This window comes from Hydrogenophaga sp. 2FB, from assembly GCF_005503365.1.
Taxonomy (GTDB): Bacteria; Pseudomonadota; Gammaproteobacteria; order Burkholderiales; family Burkholderiaceae_C; genus Hydrogenophaga.
In genome coordinates this window covers 1-14080 of sequence record NZ_SCML01000026.1, presented here as the reverse complement: position 1 = coordinate 14080, position 14080 = coordinate 1, and the positions used below count along the sequence as shown (strand labels likewise).

Genomic DNA, 14080 nt, shown 5'->3' with positions numbered 1-14080 from the left:
GTTGTTGTCGGCCTCAGCCCTGCGCGGCGGCGGCCTGGCGCACCGCGTGGCGGTAGGCGTCCTTGTTCACGTAGTAGGCCATGCGTTCGAGCTGCAGGTATTTGTAGCCGCCCGAAAGGTCGGGCGGCGGCCCGGCCTTCGCGGCCTTGAGCGCGGCGGCGCTGGCCTTGCCTTCGTCCAGTCCTTTGAAATAGCGCGCCACCAGCTCGGCCTGCTCGTAGCGGCCCTGCCAGCCCAGGCCGCTGGCCTCGACCATGCCGAGCACCGCCAGGCGGTCGAAGCGCGGCGCAAAGATGTTGAGGTACAGCGACGGCGCCATGCCCTTCCAGTTGAGCAGGGCGTGGTCGAGGAAAGGGTAGTGCAGCTTGTAGCCGGTGGCGGCAAGCACCAGGTCGTAGTCGTGCGCCGTGCCGTCCTTGAAGTGCACCGTCTTGCCCTCGAAGCGCGCGATGTCCGCGCGCACGCCCACGTCGCCATGGCCGATGTGGTACAGGATGAGCGAGTTCACGACAGGGTGCGACTCGTACATCTTGTAGGCCGGCTTGGGGAAGCCGAAGCGCACCGGGTCGCCGGTGAACCACTTCAGAATCGTGCTGTCGATCCTCTGCTTGAGCCACGGCGGCAGCGTGATCTTGCCGCCGATCGAATCGGCCGGTTTGCCGAACACGTACTTGGGCACGAAGTAATAACCGCGCCGCACCGAGATGTCCACGCTGCGCGCCTGGTGCACCGCGTCGACCGCGATGTCGCAACCCGAATTGCCCGCGCCGACGATGAGTACGCGCTTGTCGCGGAACTGGTCGGCGCTCTTGTAGGCCGAGGTGTGCAGCAGCTCGCCGGTGAAGTGGCCTTCGAAGCGCGGCATGTTGGGCTCGGCGAGTGTGCCGTTGGCCACCACCACGCCCTTGTATTGCGCTGTGCTCTGTTGGCCGCCCCCGTCCAAGGTGGTCACGCGCCACAGCGTGTCGGGCGCGTCGCTCACCGGCTCGACCTTCAGCACGCGCGTGCCGAAGCGGTAGTGCTCGCGCAGGTTGAAGTGGTCGGCGAATGCGCTGAAGTAGTCCAGCAGCTCGCGGTGGCTCGGGTAATCGGCCACGCGCTCGGGCATGGGGAATTCGCTGAATTCCGTCATGCGCTTGCTGGAGATCAGATGCGCCGACGGGTACACGGTGGAGCGCGGGTTGTGGATATTCCACAAACCACCGACGTCGGTGTGGGCCTCGAAGCCCTGGAAGGCAATGCCGTGCTTCTGCAGGCAGCGCGCGCCCGCGAGCCCCGAGGGGCCGGCGCCGATGAGGGCGATCTGTTGTTCGGTGGGTGTCGTCATTTCTTCAAGCCTGGAATATCCGTCGCGCCCGGTTCACCCGCGCGCGGTTTGCGCGGTTGGCCGAGCAGGATGCGGTCGTGCAAACGCGCGGGCAGCAGGCTCAGCGTTCGCGAAAGCCAGCCGATGCGCCTGGGCAGCACGATGTGTTCGGTTCCCGCCGCCACACCGGCCAGCAGGCGCCGCGCGGCCTCGTCGGGTTCGAGCAGGCCGGGCATGGCGAAGCGGTTGCCGGCGGTGAGCGCGGTGCGCAGGTAACCGGGGCTGATGGTGTGCACGCGCAATGCCGTGGGGCGCAATTCGGCGCGCAGGCTTTGCAGGTAAGCGATCAAGCCGGCCTTGCTCGCGCAGTACGCGCCGTTGCCCGGCATGCCGCGCCAGCCCGCCACACTGGCCACGCCCACCAGCGCGCCGCGTTGGCCGCTGTGTCGCATGGGGTCCAGAAAGGGTTGGAAGGTGGTGGCCACGCCGAGCAGGTTGATCTCGAGCATGCGGCGCATCACGGCAAGGTCCGTCGCCTGCGCGGTGTCGAAGCCGCCGGCCACACCGGCGTTGGCGATCACCAGGTCGGGCGTGCCGAAGCGGTCCATCCAGTCGGCAGCCATGGCCTGCACCGCGGCGGCGTCGGACACGTCGGGCTGGTAGACCGCGCAACGGTCCGGCGCCAACGAAGCGAGCGCGTCCAGCGCGGGGCGCTGCAAACCCACCAGCGCCACGCGCGCGCCACCGGCGATGAGCGCGCGCGCCAGCGCCTGGCCCAGGCCACCGCAGGCGCCGGTCACCACGGCGTTGTGAAAGTTCGGCGTCGTCAAACCACCTGTCTCCTCAAGATTGAGTCCGCAATGTAGGCGCGCCTAGAATTCGTCTCGAAATAATTTGCAGATTCGTCTCATTTTCCGAGATATGGACACAAAAACCGACAACAGCCCCGGTCTGCGGCTCATGGAACTGCTGGAGCTTCTCACGCGCCACGCGCAGCCGCTGGCCTTGCCGGAAGTGGTCGGTTTGAGCGGCTGGCCCAAGCCCACGGTGCACCGCATGTTGGCGCAACTGGAACAAGGTGGCTGGCTCGTGCGCGAGCCCGATGGCCGGCGCTACGCCATGGCACCGCGCCTGCTGCGGCTGGCGGAAAACGCGTTGAGCAACAGCACCCAGCAGGGCGTGCGCCACGCGGTGTTGCGCCAGTTGGTGACCGAGGTCGGCGAGAGCTGCAACCTCACGGCGATGTCGGGCGCGGAGGTGGTCTACCTCGATCGCGTGGAGTCGGCGTTTCCATTGCGCATGGAATTGCGCCCGGGCACGCGCGTGCCGGCGCACTGCTCGGCCAGCGGCAAGCTGTTCCTGGCCTGGATGGGCGCGCGCCCGCGCCGGGCCTTGCTCGACGGCCTGGCACTCACCCGCTACACCGCGAACACGCTGACGCAGCGCAGCGCGCTCGAAGCCGAGCTGAAAGCCATCCGCCGCGACGGCCACGCGGTGGACGCCGAAGAGTTCGTCGATGGCCTGGTGTGCGTCGCGGTGCCGGTGTTCGCGCCCAGCCAGCGCACGGTGCGCTGCGCACTGGCCTTGCAGGCACCGGCCGCGCGCATGACGTTGGCACAGGCCCGCGCGCAGTTGCCACGTCTGGAAGCGGCGGCGCTGGCGCTGGCGCGCACGCTGGGTTGAACCGCGTGTTTATTGTCCGAAGTACAGCGCGAACGCGTTCGCGCCACCGATGCGGGTGCGCACCGCCGCGTCCGGCACCACCTCGGTCAACCAGTCGATGGTGCTCTGGTAGGTGGTGGATTCCGCGCCCACGAACGGGCAATCGCTGGCCCAGACCATGTGGTCGTACCCGACCTGGCGGCACAGTTCGCGCGCCTGCTCCGTCGCCTGTGGACCGAGCCGGTAGGCGCCCGAGAGCTTCACCCAGGTGCGTCCTTTTTCCACCGAGCGCACCATGGCCTTGAAGCCTTCGCTGTGGATGCCCTCCACCGGATCGGGGCGACCGATGTGGTCGATGACGATCTTCACACCCGAGCGCTCCAGCAAGGGCAGCACCCGCGGGATGCGCGGCCCATCCAGGTGCAGGTGCACATGCCAGTCCAGCTCGGCCAGCCGGTACAGGAACTTGCGGTACGCCCAGCTGTCGAGATCGGGCAGGTCCTGCAGGCTGATGAAGGGCAGCCGCACGCCGACGATGCCATCGCGCGCCATCTGCTCGAGCTGGTAGCGGTCGGTCTTCTCCGGGTCCAGGATCACCGTGCCGCGCCAACGCGGGCGCGAACGCAGCGTTTCGATCACGTAGTCGTTGCAATCGCCCCAGGGGCTCGCGGCGGCGATCACGCAACACTGAACGCCGTGGGCGTCCAGCGTGGACTGCAGTTGCTCCGCGGTGAATTCGTAGTCGGGGCTGTGGCGCGGATCGGGGATCAGGGGCATGTTGCGGCGAAACACATGCACGTGCGAGTCGACGCAGGGGGCGGCGGAAGTCAAATCAAAGGTCCTTGAGACGGCATTGAGAGAAGGGCCTGAACGTCAGGACACCTTGATGTTGGCGCGGGCAATCACCTGGCCCCACTTGGCCGCGTCGCGCCGGAAGATGTCGGCCAGTTCGGCGGGCGTGCTGGACTTGGCTTCGGTGCCGAGATCGGTCAGGCGCTTGCGCACATCGGGCATGGCCATCACCGCCTGCACGTGCGCGTTGAGCAGCGCGACCACGCTGGCCGGCGTGCCGGCGGTGGCGTAGAGCGCGTTCCAGCCGGTGACCTCGTATCCCGCGAGCCCGCTTTCCTTCACGGTGGGCACGTTCGGCAGCCAGGCAGTTCGCTTCGCGTCGGTGCCGGCGATCACGCGCACCTGGCCCGCGTCGACCGGGCCCTTGAGCGCGGCATACGACTCGAAGGCCACATCGATGTCGCCGCGCAGCACACCGGTGAGCACCTCGGGCGTGCTCTTGTAGGGCACGACGGTCGCGTCGATTTTGGCCACCGACTTGAACAGCTCGGCCGACAGGTTCTGCGTGCTGCCGGGGTTGATGCTGCCCAGCATCAGTTGGCGCTGACGGGCCGCGGCCAGCATGGAGCGCACATCGGTCAACGGCCCGTCCTTGCGGGTGACGAGGATCAGGTCGAACAAGGCGAGCGTGGAGATCGGCGTGAAGTCCTTCTCGGGGTCGTAGTCAAGCTTGAAGAGCGATTTGCCGATGGCCGTGCCGTTGGCAAAGAGGATCAACGTGTGCCCGTCGCGCGGCGCGTTGAGTGCGGCCTGCGCCGCCACCACGCCACCCGCGCCGGGGCGGTTCTCGATCACCCAGGCGTGACCGCCCATGCGCTCGCTCATCTTCTGTGCCACCAGCCGCAGCGAAATGTCCGCGAGGCCGCCCGGGCCAAACGGCACGATGACGCGGATGGGTTGGCTGGGATAAGTCGGCTGGGCGTGCAGGCCGCCGACGCTGGTGGTCAACGCGGTGGCAGCGCAGCCGAGCAGGAAATCGCGGCGGCGCGCGGGCAATGGGAAGGCGGTCATGGCGGGTCTCCTTGGAATGGAGACCAGTCTAGGACGCGCCCTCGCCCGCCACAAATGAATTGTTCTTGAACATCCATGCGCCAGATTCATCTGGCACGGCCACCCCGCTCAGACCGCGTGGATGCGCTCGCGGATCGACGCCACGATGTGGTCGCGCACGAACATTTCCTGCTCGCTCAACACGGCATCGCGCCGCATCACCACGGCCAGCGTGCGCGTGACCGTCGGTTGCTCCAGCGGCACTGCGCGCACGCCGGGGCCGACGTTCGAAGCCAGCAAGGGCACCACGGTCAGGCCCAGCCCGCCGCGCACCATCTCGACCGCCATTGCGGTGTGCTGGGCTTCCAGGCGCCAGCGCAATTGCTCGCGCAAGGGGCCCAGCGATTCGTCGATCGTCACGCTGTTGCCCGAGGTCATGCTGATACGGATCAGCGCTTCGTCGCGCAGCTCGCTCCAGCGCACGGTCGCTTGTTGCGCCAGCGCATGTCCTTCGGGACAGAGCAGCACGAACGGCTCTTCGCCGATGCGCTCGGTGATGAAGTCACCACCGGTCATGTTGGTGCGCATCACACTGACGCCAAACGCCGCGATGCGCGACTCCACCAGTTCAAGGATTTCATGCACCGCGCTGTCGAACACACGCACCGGCGTGTCGGGCCAGCGCGCCTGGCAGGCGCGCAACACGTCCACCATCGCACCCGTGGCCAGCGTCGGCAGGCAGGCGAGCACCAGCCAGTTGTGGGCATGCTGTCCATGTTTGCGAACCGCTTCGCAGGACACGCCGAGTTCTTGCACCGCACTGCGCGCGCGGGGCAGCAGCGCGCGGCCCGCGTCGGTCAGCGAGACCTCGCGCGTGGTCCGGGCAATGAGGCGTACACCGAGGGTTTCCTCCAGTTTGCGCAGGCGGTGGCTGACGGCCGTTTGCGACAGGTTGAGCTGCGCGGCCGCCAGATGAAAGCTGCCGGTTTCGATGATGGCCAGAAAGGCCTGGATGCCGAGGAAATCAATCTGCATGGAAAGACCAATGAATGGCGTACATCAGGGGATGCAAACAAATCATTTGTGGGTGGTGCGCGCCGATGGTGTACTGCGCTCCCTGACGATGACCCCTGTGTTGGAGACCCTATGTTCCCCTCTTCTTTACGCATCCCACGCAGCGCCTTGGTGGCGCTGATCAGCATGGCGGCATGGGCCTTTGCCATGCCTGCGCAAGCGGCTTATCCGGACCGCCCGGTGCGGCTCATTGTGCCATTCTCCGCAGGTGGAACCGTGGACTTCGTGGCCCGTCTGGTGGCCGCGCAACTCGGCCAGCAGCTCTCCGCATCGGTGGTGGTGGAGAACGTGCCGGGGGCCGGCGGCACCCTCGCGACCACACGCGTGGCCAAGTCGGCGGCCGACGGCTACACGCTGCTGTTCACCACACCGAACCACACCATCAACCCGTCGTTGATTCCCAAGCTCCCGTTCGACACCGAGAAAGACCTCGCACCCGTCTCGCTCATCGCGGAGATCCCCGAGCTGCTGGTGGCGCACAGCGCCCAGCCCTTCAACACCATGGCCGAGTTCGTGGCCTACGCCAAGGCGAACCCCGGCAAGTTGAACTACGCCTCGGCCGGCAATGGCACGCTGCCCCACGTCACCATGGAACTCTTGCTGCAGCGCATGGCGCTGCAGATCGATCACGTGCCCTACCGCGGCGCGGCACCCGCGCTCAACGACCTGTTGAGCGGCGTGGCGGCGGTGAAGATGGACACCATCGCGACGTCTTCGCAACACATCAAGGGCGGGCGCATCAAACCGCTGGCGATCGCCAGCCTGAAGCGCTCACCGCTGATGCCCGACGTCCCGACCGTGGCCGAGTCCGGCGTGCCGGGTTACCAGGGCATCCTGTGGATGGGCATCCTCGCGCCGGCGGGCACCGACCCGGCGGTGATCTCGTCGCTGCACAAGGCCATCGCCGCTTTCGCGCGCGTCCCCGCGTTCCAGCAGCAGTTGAAGGCCGACGGCGTGGACCTCGTGGCCAGCGACCCGCCCACTTTCGGCAAGTTGATCCACACCGAACTGAAGCAGTGGGCCGAGGTGGTGCGCAAGTCCAACATCAAAGCCGATTGACGCCCGAACCCATGACCACGCCCCCGTTGACCCAACCGCCGGACCGTGCGCCGCGCAAGCCCGCCACCCCCTGCCCACCCGGCGCGATCGACTGCCACATCCACCTGTTCGGCCCGGCGGCGCAGCACCCGTTCCACCCGGACAGCAAGTACGTCTCCGAAGACGCCCTGCCCGAGATGCACATGCACCTGCAGGACACACTGGGGCTGGAGGGCGCGGTGGTGGTCAGCGGCGCCGGCTACGGCATGAACCCGAACCACCTGGCCGCGATGCTCGCGCTGCACCCGGGCCGCTTCAAAGGCGTGGCGTTGCTGCCCGAAGACGTGACGCCCGCTGAACTCCAACGCCTGGATGCGCTGGGCGTGCGCGGCGCGCGTTTCGTGAGCCCCGGTCACCGGGGCGCTCTACCCCGTTTGTCCCCACGGATCGCGGCCATGGTGGCCGAGCTGGGATGGCACGTGCAGTTCTATCCGAGTGCAGACGACCTGGTGGACTTCGCCGACACCTTGCAAGCCTTGCCCAACGACGCGGTGGTGCTGGACCATTTCGCGGCGATCCCGGCAGCGGGCGGCGTGGACCAACCGGCGTTCCAGCGCTTGCTGCGGCTGCTGGACACCGGGAAATTCTGGGTGAAGCTCTCGGGGCCGATGCGCTGCACGCCGGGCGACATGCCCTATGCCGATGTCACGCCGCTGGCGCGGGCTCTGGTGGCCGCCGCACCCGAGCGCCTGGTCTGGGGCACCGATTGGCCACACGTCAACATGAACGGGCGCGCCATGCCCAACGACGGCGATCTGTTCGACCTGCTGACCGAATGGGTGCCCGACGCAGCGGTGCGCCGGCGCATCCTGGTGGACAACCCGCGCGTCCTGTACGGACCGTTTGGTTCCTGATCCGACGTCAGTACAGCGTGTTGCGCTGGCGCTCGGGCAGGGCCAGGTCGTAGGCCTTGCCGTCGATGCCGTTGTGCGTGAGGGCCGCGAGCATCTCGCCGGCGGTGGGCACGGCTACGGGTTCGCGCGCGTCCCAGAGGCCCGACCGCTTCATCGCACGGGCGCACTGAAAGAACACCGTCTCCACCGAGATGACGATCACGCAGCGCGGCGGCTTGCCGTCCATGGCGAGGCGCTGCAGCAGAGCCGGATCCACCGAGATGCGTGCCTTGCCGTTCACGCGCACCGTCTCGCCCACGCCGGGCACGAAGAACAGCAAGGCCACGCGCGGATCGCCGAGGATGTTCTTCAGGCTGTCGATGCGGTTGTTGCCGGCGCGCTCGGGCAGCAGCAGCGTGTGCTCGTCCTGAATGGTCACGAGCCCGGGCGGGTCGCCACGCGGCGAAGCATCGAGACCATCGGGCCCGACCGTGGCCAGCACGGCGAACGGCGAAGCCTCGATCCAGCGTTGGTAGACCGGGTGCAGTCGGTCCACCTCCTTGCGCAGCGACGCCTCGCCCACCGCTCCGAACAGCGATTGCAGCGACGCGAGGTCGGTGACGGTGTGGGCGTCGGCGGCGCTCATGGCGTCAGCGGCCCATGCCGGGCGGCAGCTTGGGCATGCCCTTCATGCCCCCCATGCGCTTCATCATCTTCATCATGCCGCCGCCCTGCATCTTCTTCATCATGCCCTGCATCTGCTCGAACTCCTTGAGCAGGCGGTTGACTTCCTGAACCTGCACGCCGGCGCCGGCGGCAATGCGGCGCTTGCGCGTGGCCTTGATGATCTCGGGCTTGGTGCGCTCCTTGAGCGTCATGCTGCAGATGATGCCTTCCTTGCGCTTGACGTCCTTCTCGGCACGGCCCATGTCGACCTGGCCGGCCTTCGCGGCCATGGCAGCGGGTAGCTTGTCCATCAGGCTGGAGAGGCCGCCCATCTGCTTCATCTGGCGGATCTGCTCAAGGAAGTCATTGAGGTCGAAGCCACCGCCGCTCTTGACCTTGGCCGCGAGCTTCTGCGCCGCCGCCATGTCCACACCCGCGGTGACCTGTTCGACCAGCGCCAGGATGTCGCCCATGCCGAGCACGCGCTGCGCGTGGCGGTCGGCGTCGAACACCTCCAGGCCGTCGATCTTTTCCGACACACCGGCGAACTTGATCGGCGCGCCGGTGATCTGCCGCACCGACAGCGCCGCGCCGCCGCGCGAATCACCGTCGAGCTTGGTGAGGATGATGCCGGTCAGTGGCAACGCGTCCTTGAACGCCTTGGCGGTGTTGATCGCGTCCTGCCCCTGCATCGCGTCGACGACGAACAGCGTTTCCACCGGTTTGAGTACGGCGTGCAGTTCCTGGATCTCGCGCATCAGCGCCTCGTCGATCGCCAGGCGGCCGGCGGTGTCGACCAGCAGCACGTCGAAGTGGTGCTTGCGCGCGTAATCGATGGCAGCGCGCGCGATGTCCACCGGTTTCTGGTCGGGCGTGCTCGGGAACCACTCGGCCCCGGCCTGCGCGGTCACGGTCTTCAGCTGCTCGATGGCCGCCGGGCGGTACACGTCGCCGGACACCGTGAGCACCTTCTTCTTGCGCTTCTCGATCAGGTGCTTGGCCAGCTTGGCGGTGGTGGTGGTTTTACCGGCACCCTGCAGACCGGCCATGAGGATCACCGCGGGCGGCTGCGCCGCGAGGTTGATGTCGGCCACGCCGTCGCCCATGGTCGCGGCCAGCTCGCGGTTGACGATCGCCACTAGCGCCTGCCCCGGCGTGAGCGAGCCCACCACCTCCTGGCCCAGCGCCTTGTCCTTCACGCGCGCGATGAAATCGCGCACCACCGGCAGCGCGACGTCGGCCTCCAGCAAGGCCATGCGCACCTCGCGCAGCATGTCGGTGACATTGCTCTCGGTGATGCGGGCCTGGCCGCGCATTTCCTTGACGATGCGTGAGAGTCGATCTGAAAGGGCTGAGGCCATGTTACGCTCGGGTAGGGGGAGAAGGGGGCAAAGGGGCCGCGTCGGGCGGTCGGTGAAGGCGGCGCAGCGGCGGTATCGCGCCGGGCAAGGCCGTTAAACTGTGTGGATGATTTTAGCTGCGCCCTTCCTTTCCATGCTTGGCGCGCTGCCCTGGTGATGAGCCTGCTGCCCACACTCGCATCCCCCAACCTGTCCGCCGCCGTGCTCTCCGCCGGCGCGGCGCTGATCTACGCCTTGCTCGCCGTGGCCCACGCCCGCATGTCGGCGCCGCAGAGCCGCGGCCTGCTCGGCCTGGCGTGGCTGCTGCACCTGGCCGTGCTGGTGCTCGGGCTGTTCGAACAGCCCGCGCGCTTCGGCTTCGCGCCGGCGTTGTCCGTCACGGGCTGGCTGGTGCTCACCGTCTACCTGATCGAAAGCCGCCTGTACCCGCAGATGCGCGCGCGCTGGACGCTCGCCATCCTGGGCATGTGGGTGGTGCTGCTCGCCCTGGCGTTCCCGGGCACGCCGTACCCGGCCCTGCATTCCGCGCTCATGCCCCTGCACTGGGCCTTGGGCATCGCCTCCTACGGCCTGATCGCCGCGGCTGTCGTGCACGCCTGGCTGATGCAGCGCGCGGAAAAAGCCATCCGCCTGGGCCACGCCAACGAAGCTGCCATGCCGCTGCTCACGCTGGAGCGGCTCACCTTCCGCTTTGTCGCCGCCGGCTTCGCCCTGCTCAGCGCCACGCTGCTGGCCGGCTGGTATTTCTCCGAAACGCTCAACCACCGCTGGGTCTGGGACCACAAGACCACCTTCTCGGTGCTGTCCTGGCTCACCATGGGCGTGCTGCTCTGGGGCCGCTGGCGCCTGGGCTGGCGTGGCCGCGTCGCCGTGCGCACGCTCTACGTGGCCGCGGGCTTCCTGCTGCTGGGCTACGCCGGCTCGCGCTTCGTCATCGAAGTCCTGTTGCAACGCGGTTGAACCCATGAAATACCTGCTCGTTCTGGCTGTGGTGATGGTGGCCTTCTATATATGGCGCAACAACCGCCTGGAAGACCACCGCTCCAACGCGGCGCGCAAGGCCCCACCCCCGAAAAGCAACGTGCCCACCATCATGGTCGCGTGCCGGCAGTGCGGCACGCACCTGCCCGAGAACGAGGCGGTTCAGGGCAACCAGGGCGTCTACTGCAGCGCCGAGCACCGGCGCCTGCTGGAAGGCTGACATGGCCGCCAGCGACATCTCTTCACAGTTCGCCGCGTCCTGGTACGCCGGCTTCGAAGGCAGCAACCACCAGGAGCGTGAGCAACGCATGCGCGCTTTTGTGCGGCTGTGGCGCGCCTTCATGCAGGCGCGGGTGCTCATCGCCGTGGTGCTGCTGGCCTTGCAACTGTTCGTGGTCGTCACCCGCTCGGGCGGAGCCCAGTGGCTGGTGGTGATCTGCGCGTTCCACCTCTGCGCCACGCTGCTGATGCTGTTCCTCTGGCGCCCGGTGGAACAAGGTCAGCCGCTGCACATCCAGTGGCTGCTGACCATCGGCGTGGACGTGGTCGTGTTCGCCCTGCTGCAGTCGTTCCAGACCGGTGGCATCAACTTCACCGCCCTGTTCGCCCTGCCGGTGCTGCTGGCGGCCATCCTCGGGCCGCTGACACTCGCGCTGGGCACCGCCGCCAGCGTCACGCTGTACCTGCTGGGCGAAGCGGCCCTGAATGGCCCCTTGCTCGGCGATGCGGCGACCGCGCGCTTCCTTCAGGCCAGTCTGACCGGCACCGGCTTCTTCCTGGTGGCCGTGCTCGCCAACCAACTGGCCATCCGCCTCGCCCGCGAAGAGATCCTGGCCGCCACCAGCCGTGCCGCGGCGCGCACGCAAGCGCAGGTGAACGAACTGGTGATCGACAACCTGACCATCGGTGTGCTGGTGGTGGACCCGCACGGCGTGGTGCGCAACGCCAACCCGGCGGCCAAAACCATGCTGCTCGGCCATGCGTCGCCCCAGGCCGTCAAGCTGCTGCTCTCGGCGCGCAGCAGCTGGCACCACCTGTCCCACCTGGTGCACGAGACCTTCGCGCAGGGTGAGGCCCTGGAAATGGAAACCACCATCGACAACGAAGACCGCCCCGTTCAGCGCCTGCATGCCCGCACCCGGCTGACGGCGCAAAACGGCCGGCGCGCAGGTCTGTGCGTGTTGTTCCTCGAAGACTTGCGCGAGATCGAAGCGCGTGTGCGCACCGAGAAACTCGCCTCCATGGGCCGCATGTCGGCCGCGGTGGCGCACGAAATCCGCAACCCGCTCTCGGCCATTTCGCAGGCCAACGCGCTGCTCGACGAAGAAGTGCAGGCGCCCGCCCAGAAACGCCTGACGCGCATGATCGATCAGAACGCGCAACGGCTCGCGCGCATCGTCGACGACATCCTCAACGTGGCCCGCGCCCAGCCCAGCCAGAGCTCAGGGGCCTCGCCCGCGCTGCCGATCGACTCCGCGGTGCGCCAGATCACCCGCGAATGGGCACGCCAGAAGCAGGCCGAGCGCAGCCTGGGCGTGCACGTGCACGCACCCGCCGCCCACATCGGCTTCGACCCCGAACACCTGCGCCGCCTGCTGATCAACCTGCTGGACAACGCTCAGCGCCACGCCAGCGGCAAACCGGCGTCGATCCGCATCGTCACCCAGCCCAGCGGCAGTGAACACGTCCGTCTTTCGGTGTGGAGCGATGGCGAGGCACTGGAAGCCAGTGTGATGCGCCACCTGTTCGAGCCCTTCTTCTCGTCCGAGAGCCGATCCAGCGGCCTGGGCCTCTACATCTGCCGCGAACTGTGCGAGCGGTATGGTGCGCAAATCGCCTACCGCCGCACGCGCCTCGATCAGCAGGAAGGCAACGAGTTCTACGTCCTGATTCCCGCCACCAACGCCGCGCAGGCACCCAACCGCGAACCCCTGCAGGAAAGCCTGCAGTACCCGGGCGACTCGGTGGGTCCGCGAGGGATGCAACCCGACCACCCGCTGTCCGGCGACGCACCCTTGACCACCCGCTGATCCGATGCCCACCCCCTCCCAAGCCGCATCCGTGCTGGTCGTCGACGACGAGCCCGACCTGCGCACCTTGTACGAGCTGACCTTGCTGCGCGAAGGCCATGCGGTGGTGGCCGCGCCCGACCTCGCCCAGGCGCGCGAGTGGCTCGCCCAACAGCGCTTCGACGTGCTGATCTCCGACATGCGCCTGCCCGACGGTCTGGGCCTGGAGCTGTTGCGCGAGCTCGCAGAAGCACAGCGCGAAGAAAAGTGCATCGTGATCACGGCCCACGGCTCGGCCGAGAACGCGGTCGAATCGCTCAAGGCCGGCGCCTTCGACTACCTCACCAAGCCGGTGGACCTCAAGCAACTGCGCAGCGCGGTAACGGCGGCCCTGCAAAGCCAGCGGCTGCCACGCCAGGCCAACGGCAGCAATGGTGGTGCACCGGCCGCGTCCAGCGCAACCACCCACAACAGCAACGGTCCGACCGACCCCGCACGCAAGCAACCGGCCGGCGCCAGTGGCGCGCAGTCGCTGCGGCGCATCGTGGGCAGCGCGCCCAGCATCGCGCAGATCAAGGCGCGCATCGAAAAAGTCGCGTCCAGCATGGCGCCAGTGCTCATCCTCGGCGAGTCCGGCACCGGCAAGGAACTCGTGGCGCGCGCGGTGCACGACTGCAGCCACCGCAGCGCGGCACCCTTCGTGGCGGTCAACTGCGGCGCCATTCCGGAAAACCTGATCGAGGCCGAATTCTTTGGCGCGCGCAAAGGCGCCTACACCGGCGCCACCGCGGACCGCGAAGGCTATTTCCAGGCAGCGCGTGGCGGCACCCTGTTCCTCGACGAAATCGGCGACCTGCCCCTGGCCATGCAGGCCAAGCTGCTGCGCGTGATCCAGGAGCGCCGCGTGCGCGCGCTGGGCGGCGTGCAGGAAGAGCCGGTCGACGTGCGGCTCGTCAGCGCCACCCACCGCGACCTCAACGCCCTGGTGCAGTCGGGCCAGTTCCGCCAGGACCTGTTTTACCGGCTCAACGTGATCGGGCTGCGCACACCGTCGCTGCGCGAACGCCGGGAAGACCTGCCCAGCCTGGTGAGCGCGCTGCTCGCGCGCCTGTGCGCCGAATCGGGGCACAGCGTGCCGGCCATGTCGCCCAGGGCCATGGCATGGCTGCAGTCGCGCGACTTGCCCGGCAACGTGCGCGAACTTGAAAACCTGCTGCAACGCGCGCTCGCGCTGAGCAGCGGCGAGGC

The 14080-nt window shown here is 67.8% G+C and carries 14 protein-coding genes; 7 read left to right on the top strand and 7 right to left on the bottom strand.

Translation table 11 applies throughout. From position 1 onward, the window contains the following. Window positions 1–13 precede the first annotated feature (13 nt). Together FFS09_RS16270 and FFS09_RS16265 are read right to left on the bottom strand one after the other, a co-directional pair. Complete coding sequence (locus FFS09_RS16270) at window positions 14–1327, bottom strand: flavin-containing monooxygenase (RefSeq protein WP_137919948.1); 1314 nt, start codon at window positions 1325–1327, stop codon at window positions 14–16. Beyond that, window positions 1324–2136, bottom strand: coding sequence for an SDR family oxidoreductase (locus FFS09_RS16265; protein ID WP_137919947.1), 813 nt, complete (start codon window positions 2134–2136; stop codon window positions 1324–1326). The genes FFS09_RS16270 and FFS09_RS16265 overlap by 4 nt, the downstream gene beginning before the upstream one ends. Before the next feature lie 91 nt (window positions 2137–2227). Here FFS09_RS16265 and FFS09_RS16260 point away from each other — a divergent pair, with 91 nt between their 5' ends. After that, window positions 2228–2989, top strand: a complete 762-nt coding sequence (locus FFS09_RS16260) for an IclR family transcriptional regulator (protein WP_137919946.1) — start codon at window positions 2228–2230, stop codon at window positions 2987–2989. Between the two features lie 9 nt (window positions 2990–2998). Here the strand turns inward: FFS09_RS16260 and FFS09_RS16255 are convergent, their stop codons facing one another. The 3 genes from FFS09_RS16255 to FFS09_RS16245 form a co-directional block, all read right to left on the bottom strand. Next, the gene (locus FFS09_RS16255) at window positions 2999–3799 is read right to left on the bottom strand and encodes an amidohydrolase family protein (protein WP_252374394.1); all 801 of its coding nucleotides are present in this window, start codon (window positions 3797–3799) and stop codon (window positions 2999–3001) included. Between the two features lie 42 nt (window positions 3800–3841). Beyond that, entirely contained in the window at window positions 3842–4831 is a 990-nt protein-coding gene (locus FFS09_RS16250) for a Bug family tripartite tricarboxylate transporter substrate binding protein (RefSeq protein ID WP_171020060.1), read from the bottom strand. 108 nt (window positions 4832–4939) lie between these two features. Next, complete coding sequence (locus FFS09_RS16245) at window positions 4940–5845, bottom strand: LysR family transcriptional regulator (RefSeq protein WP_137919944.1); 906 nt, start codon at window positions 5843–5845, stop codon at window positions 4940–4942. Window positions 5846–5956: 111 nt separating this feature from the next. Here FFS09_RS16245 and FFS09_RS16240 point away from each other — a divergent pair, with 111 nt between their 5' ends. Together FFS09_RS16240 and FFS09_RS16235 are read left to right on the top strand one after the other, a co-directional pair. After that, window positions 5957–6943, top strand: coding sequence for a tripartite tricarboxylate transporter substrate binding protein (locus FFS09_RS16240; RefSeq protein WP_137919943.1), 987 nt, complete (start codon window positions 5957–5959; stop codon window positions 6941–6943). A gap of 11 nt (window positions 6944–6954) precedes the next feature. Beyond that, complete coding sequence (locus tag FFS09_RS16235; protein ID WP_137919942.1) at window positions 6955–7836, top strand: amidohydrolase family protein; 882 nt, start codon at window positions 6955–6957, stop codon at window positions 7834–7836. Between the two features lie 7 nt (window positions 7837–7843). Here FFS09_RS16235 and FFS09_RS16230 read toward each other — a convergent pair whose 3' ends face one another. Both FFS09_RS16230 and ffh read right to left on the bottom strand, forming a co-directional pair. Continuing rightward, window positions 7844–8461 carry a pyridoxamine 5'-phosphate oxidase family protein gene (locus FFS09_RS16230; protein WP_137919941.1) on the bottom strand — a complete coding sequence of 206 codons (618 nt, stop codon included), beginning with the start codon at window positions 8459–8461 and terminating at the stop codon, window positions 7844–7846. A 4-nt stretch (window positions 8462–8465) separates the two neighbouring features. Next, a complete protein-coding gene (gene ffh, locus FFS09_RS16225) occupies window positions 8466–9842 on the bottom strand; it encodes a signal recognition particle protein (protein ID WP_137919940.1) in 1377 nt (458 codons plus the stop codon). Window positions 9843–9998: 156 nt separating this feature from the next. On the opposite strand from ffh, the gene FFS09_RS16220 reads away from it, so the two are divergent. From FFS09_RS16220 to FFS09_RS16205, 4 genes are all read left to right on the top strand, one after another. Next, complete coding sequence (locus tag FFS09_RS16220) at window positions 9999–10802, top strand: cytochrome C assembly family protein (RefSeq protein ID WP_137919939.1); 804 nt, start codon at window positions 9999–10001, stop codon at window positions 10800–10802. 4 nt (window positions 10803–10806) lie between these two features. Continuing rightward, entirely contained in the window at window positions 10807–11043 is a 237-nt protein-coding gene (locus FFS09_RS16215; protein WP_137919938.1) for a PP0621 family protein, read from the top strand. Window position 11044: 1 nt separating this feature from the next. Then, the gene (locus FFS09_RS16210; RefSeq protein WP_137919937.1) at window positions 11045–12853 is read left to right on the top strand and encodes a sensor histidine kinase; all 1809 of its coding nucleotides are present in this window, start codon (window positions 11045–11047) and stop codon (window positions 12851–12853) included. A gap of 4 nt (window positions 12854–12857) precedes the next feature. Beyond that, on the top strand, window positions 12858–14080 hold a 1223-nt coding region (locus FFS09_RS16205; protein ID WP_137919936.1), incomplete at its 3' end, for a sigma-54-dependent transcriptional regulator.

What these genes read in the sequence shown, in the direction of transcription:
- FFS09_RS16270 (WP_137919948.1), bottom strand. Translation starts at nt 1,327, where the DNA reads ATGACGACACCCACCGAACAACAGATCGCCCTCATCGGCGCCGGCCCC.
- FFS09_RS16260 (WP_137919946.1), top strand. Translation starts at nt 2,228, where the DNA reads ATGGACACAAAAACCGACAACAGCCCCGGTCTGCGGCTCATGGAACTG.
- FFS09_RS16250 (WP_171020060.1), bottom strand. Translation starts at nt 4,831, where the DNA reads ATGACCGCCTTCCCATTGCCCGCGCGCCGCCGCGATTTCCTGCTCGGC.
- FFS09_RS16245 (WP_137919944.1), bottom strand. Translation starts at nt 5,845, where the DNA reads ATGCAGATTGATTTCCTCGGCATCCAGGCCTTTCTGGCCATCATCGAA.
- FFS09_RS16240 (WP_137919943.1), top strand. Translation starts at nt 5,957, where the DNA reads ATGTTCCCCTCTTCTTTACGCATCCCACGCAGCGCCTTGGTGGCGCTG.
- FFS09_RS16235 (WP_137919942.1), top strand. Translation starts at nt 6,955, where the DNA reads ATGACCACGCCCCCGTTGACCCAACCGCCGGACCGTGCGCCGCGCAAG.
- FFS09_RS16230 (WP_137919941.1), bottom strand. Translation starts at nt 8,461, where the DNA reads ATGAGCGCCGCCGACGCCCACACCGTCACCGACCTCGCGTCGCTGCAA.
- ffh (WP_137919940.1), bottom strand. Translation starts at nt 9,842, where the DNA reads ATGGCCTCAGCCCTTTCAGATCGACTCTCACGCATCGTCAAGGAAATG.
- FFS09_RS16220 (WP_137919939.1), top strand. Translation starts at nt 9,999, where the DNA reads ATGAGCCTGCTGCCCACACTCGCATCCCCCAACCTGTCCGCCGCCGTG.
- FFS09_RS16215 (WP_137919938.1), top strand. Translation starts at nt 10,807, where the DNA reads ATGAAATACCTGCTCGTTCTGGCTGTGGTGATGGTGGCCTTCTATATA.
- FFS09_RS16210 (WP_137919937.1), top strand. Translation starts at nt 11,045, where the DNA reads ATGGCCGCCAGCGACATCTCTTCACAGTTCGCCGCGTCCTGGTACGCC.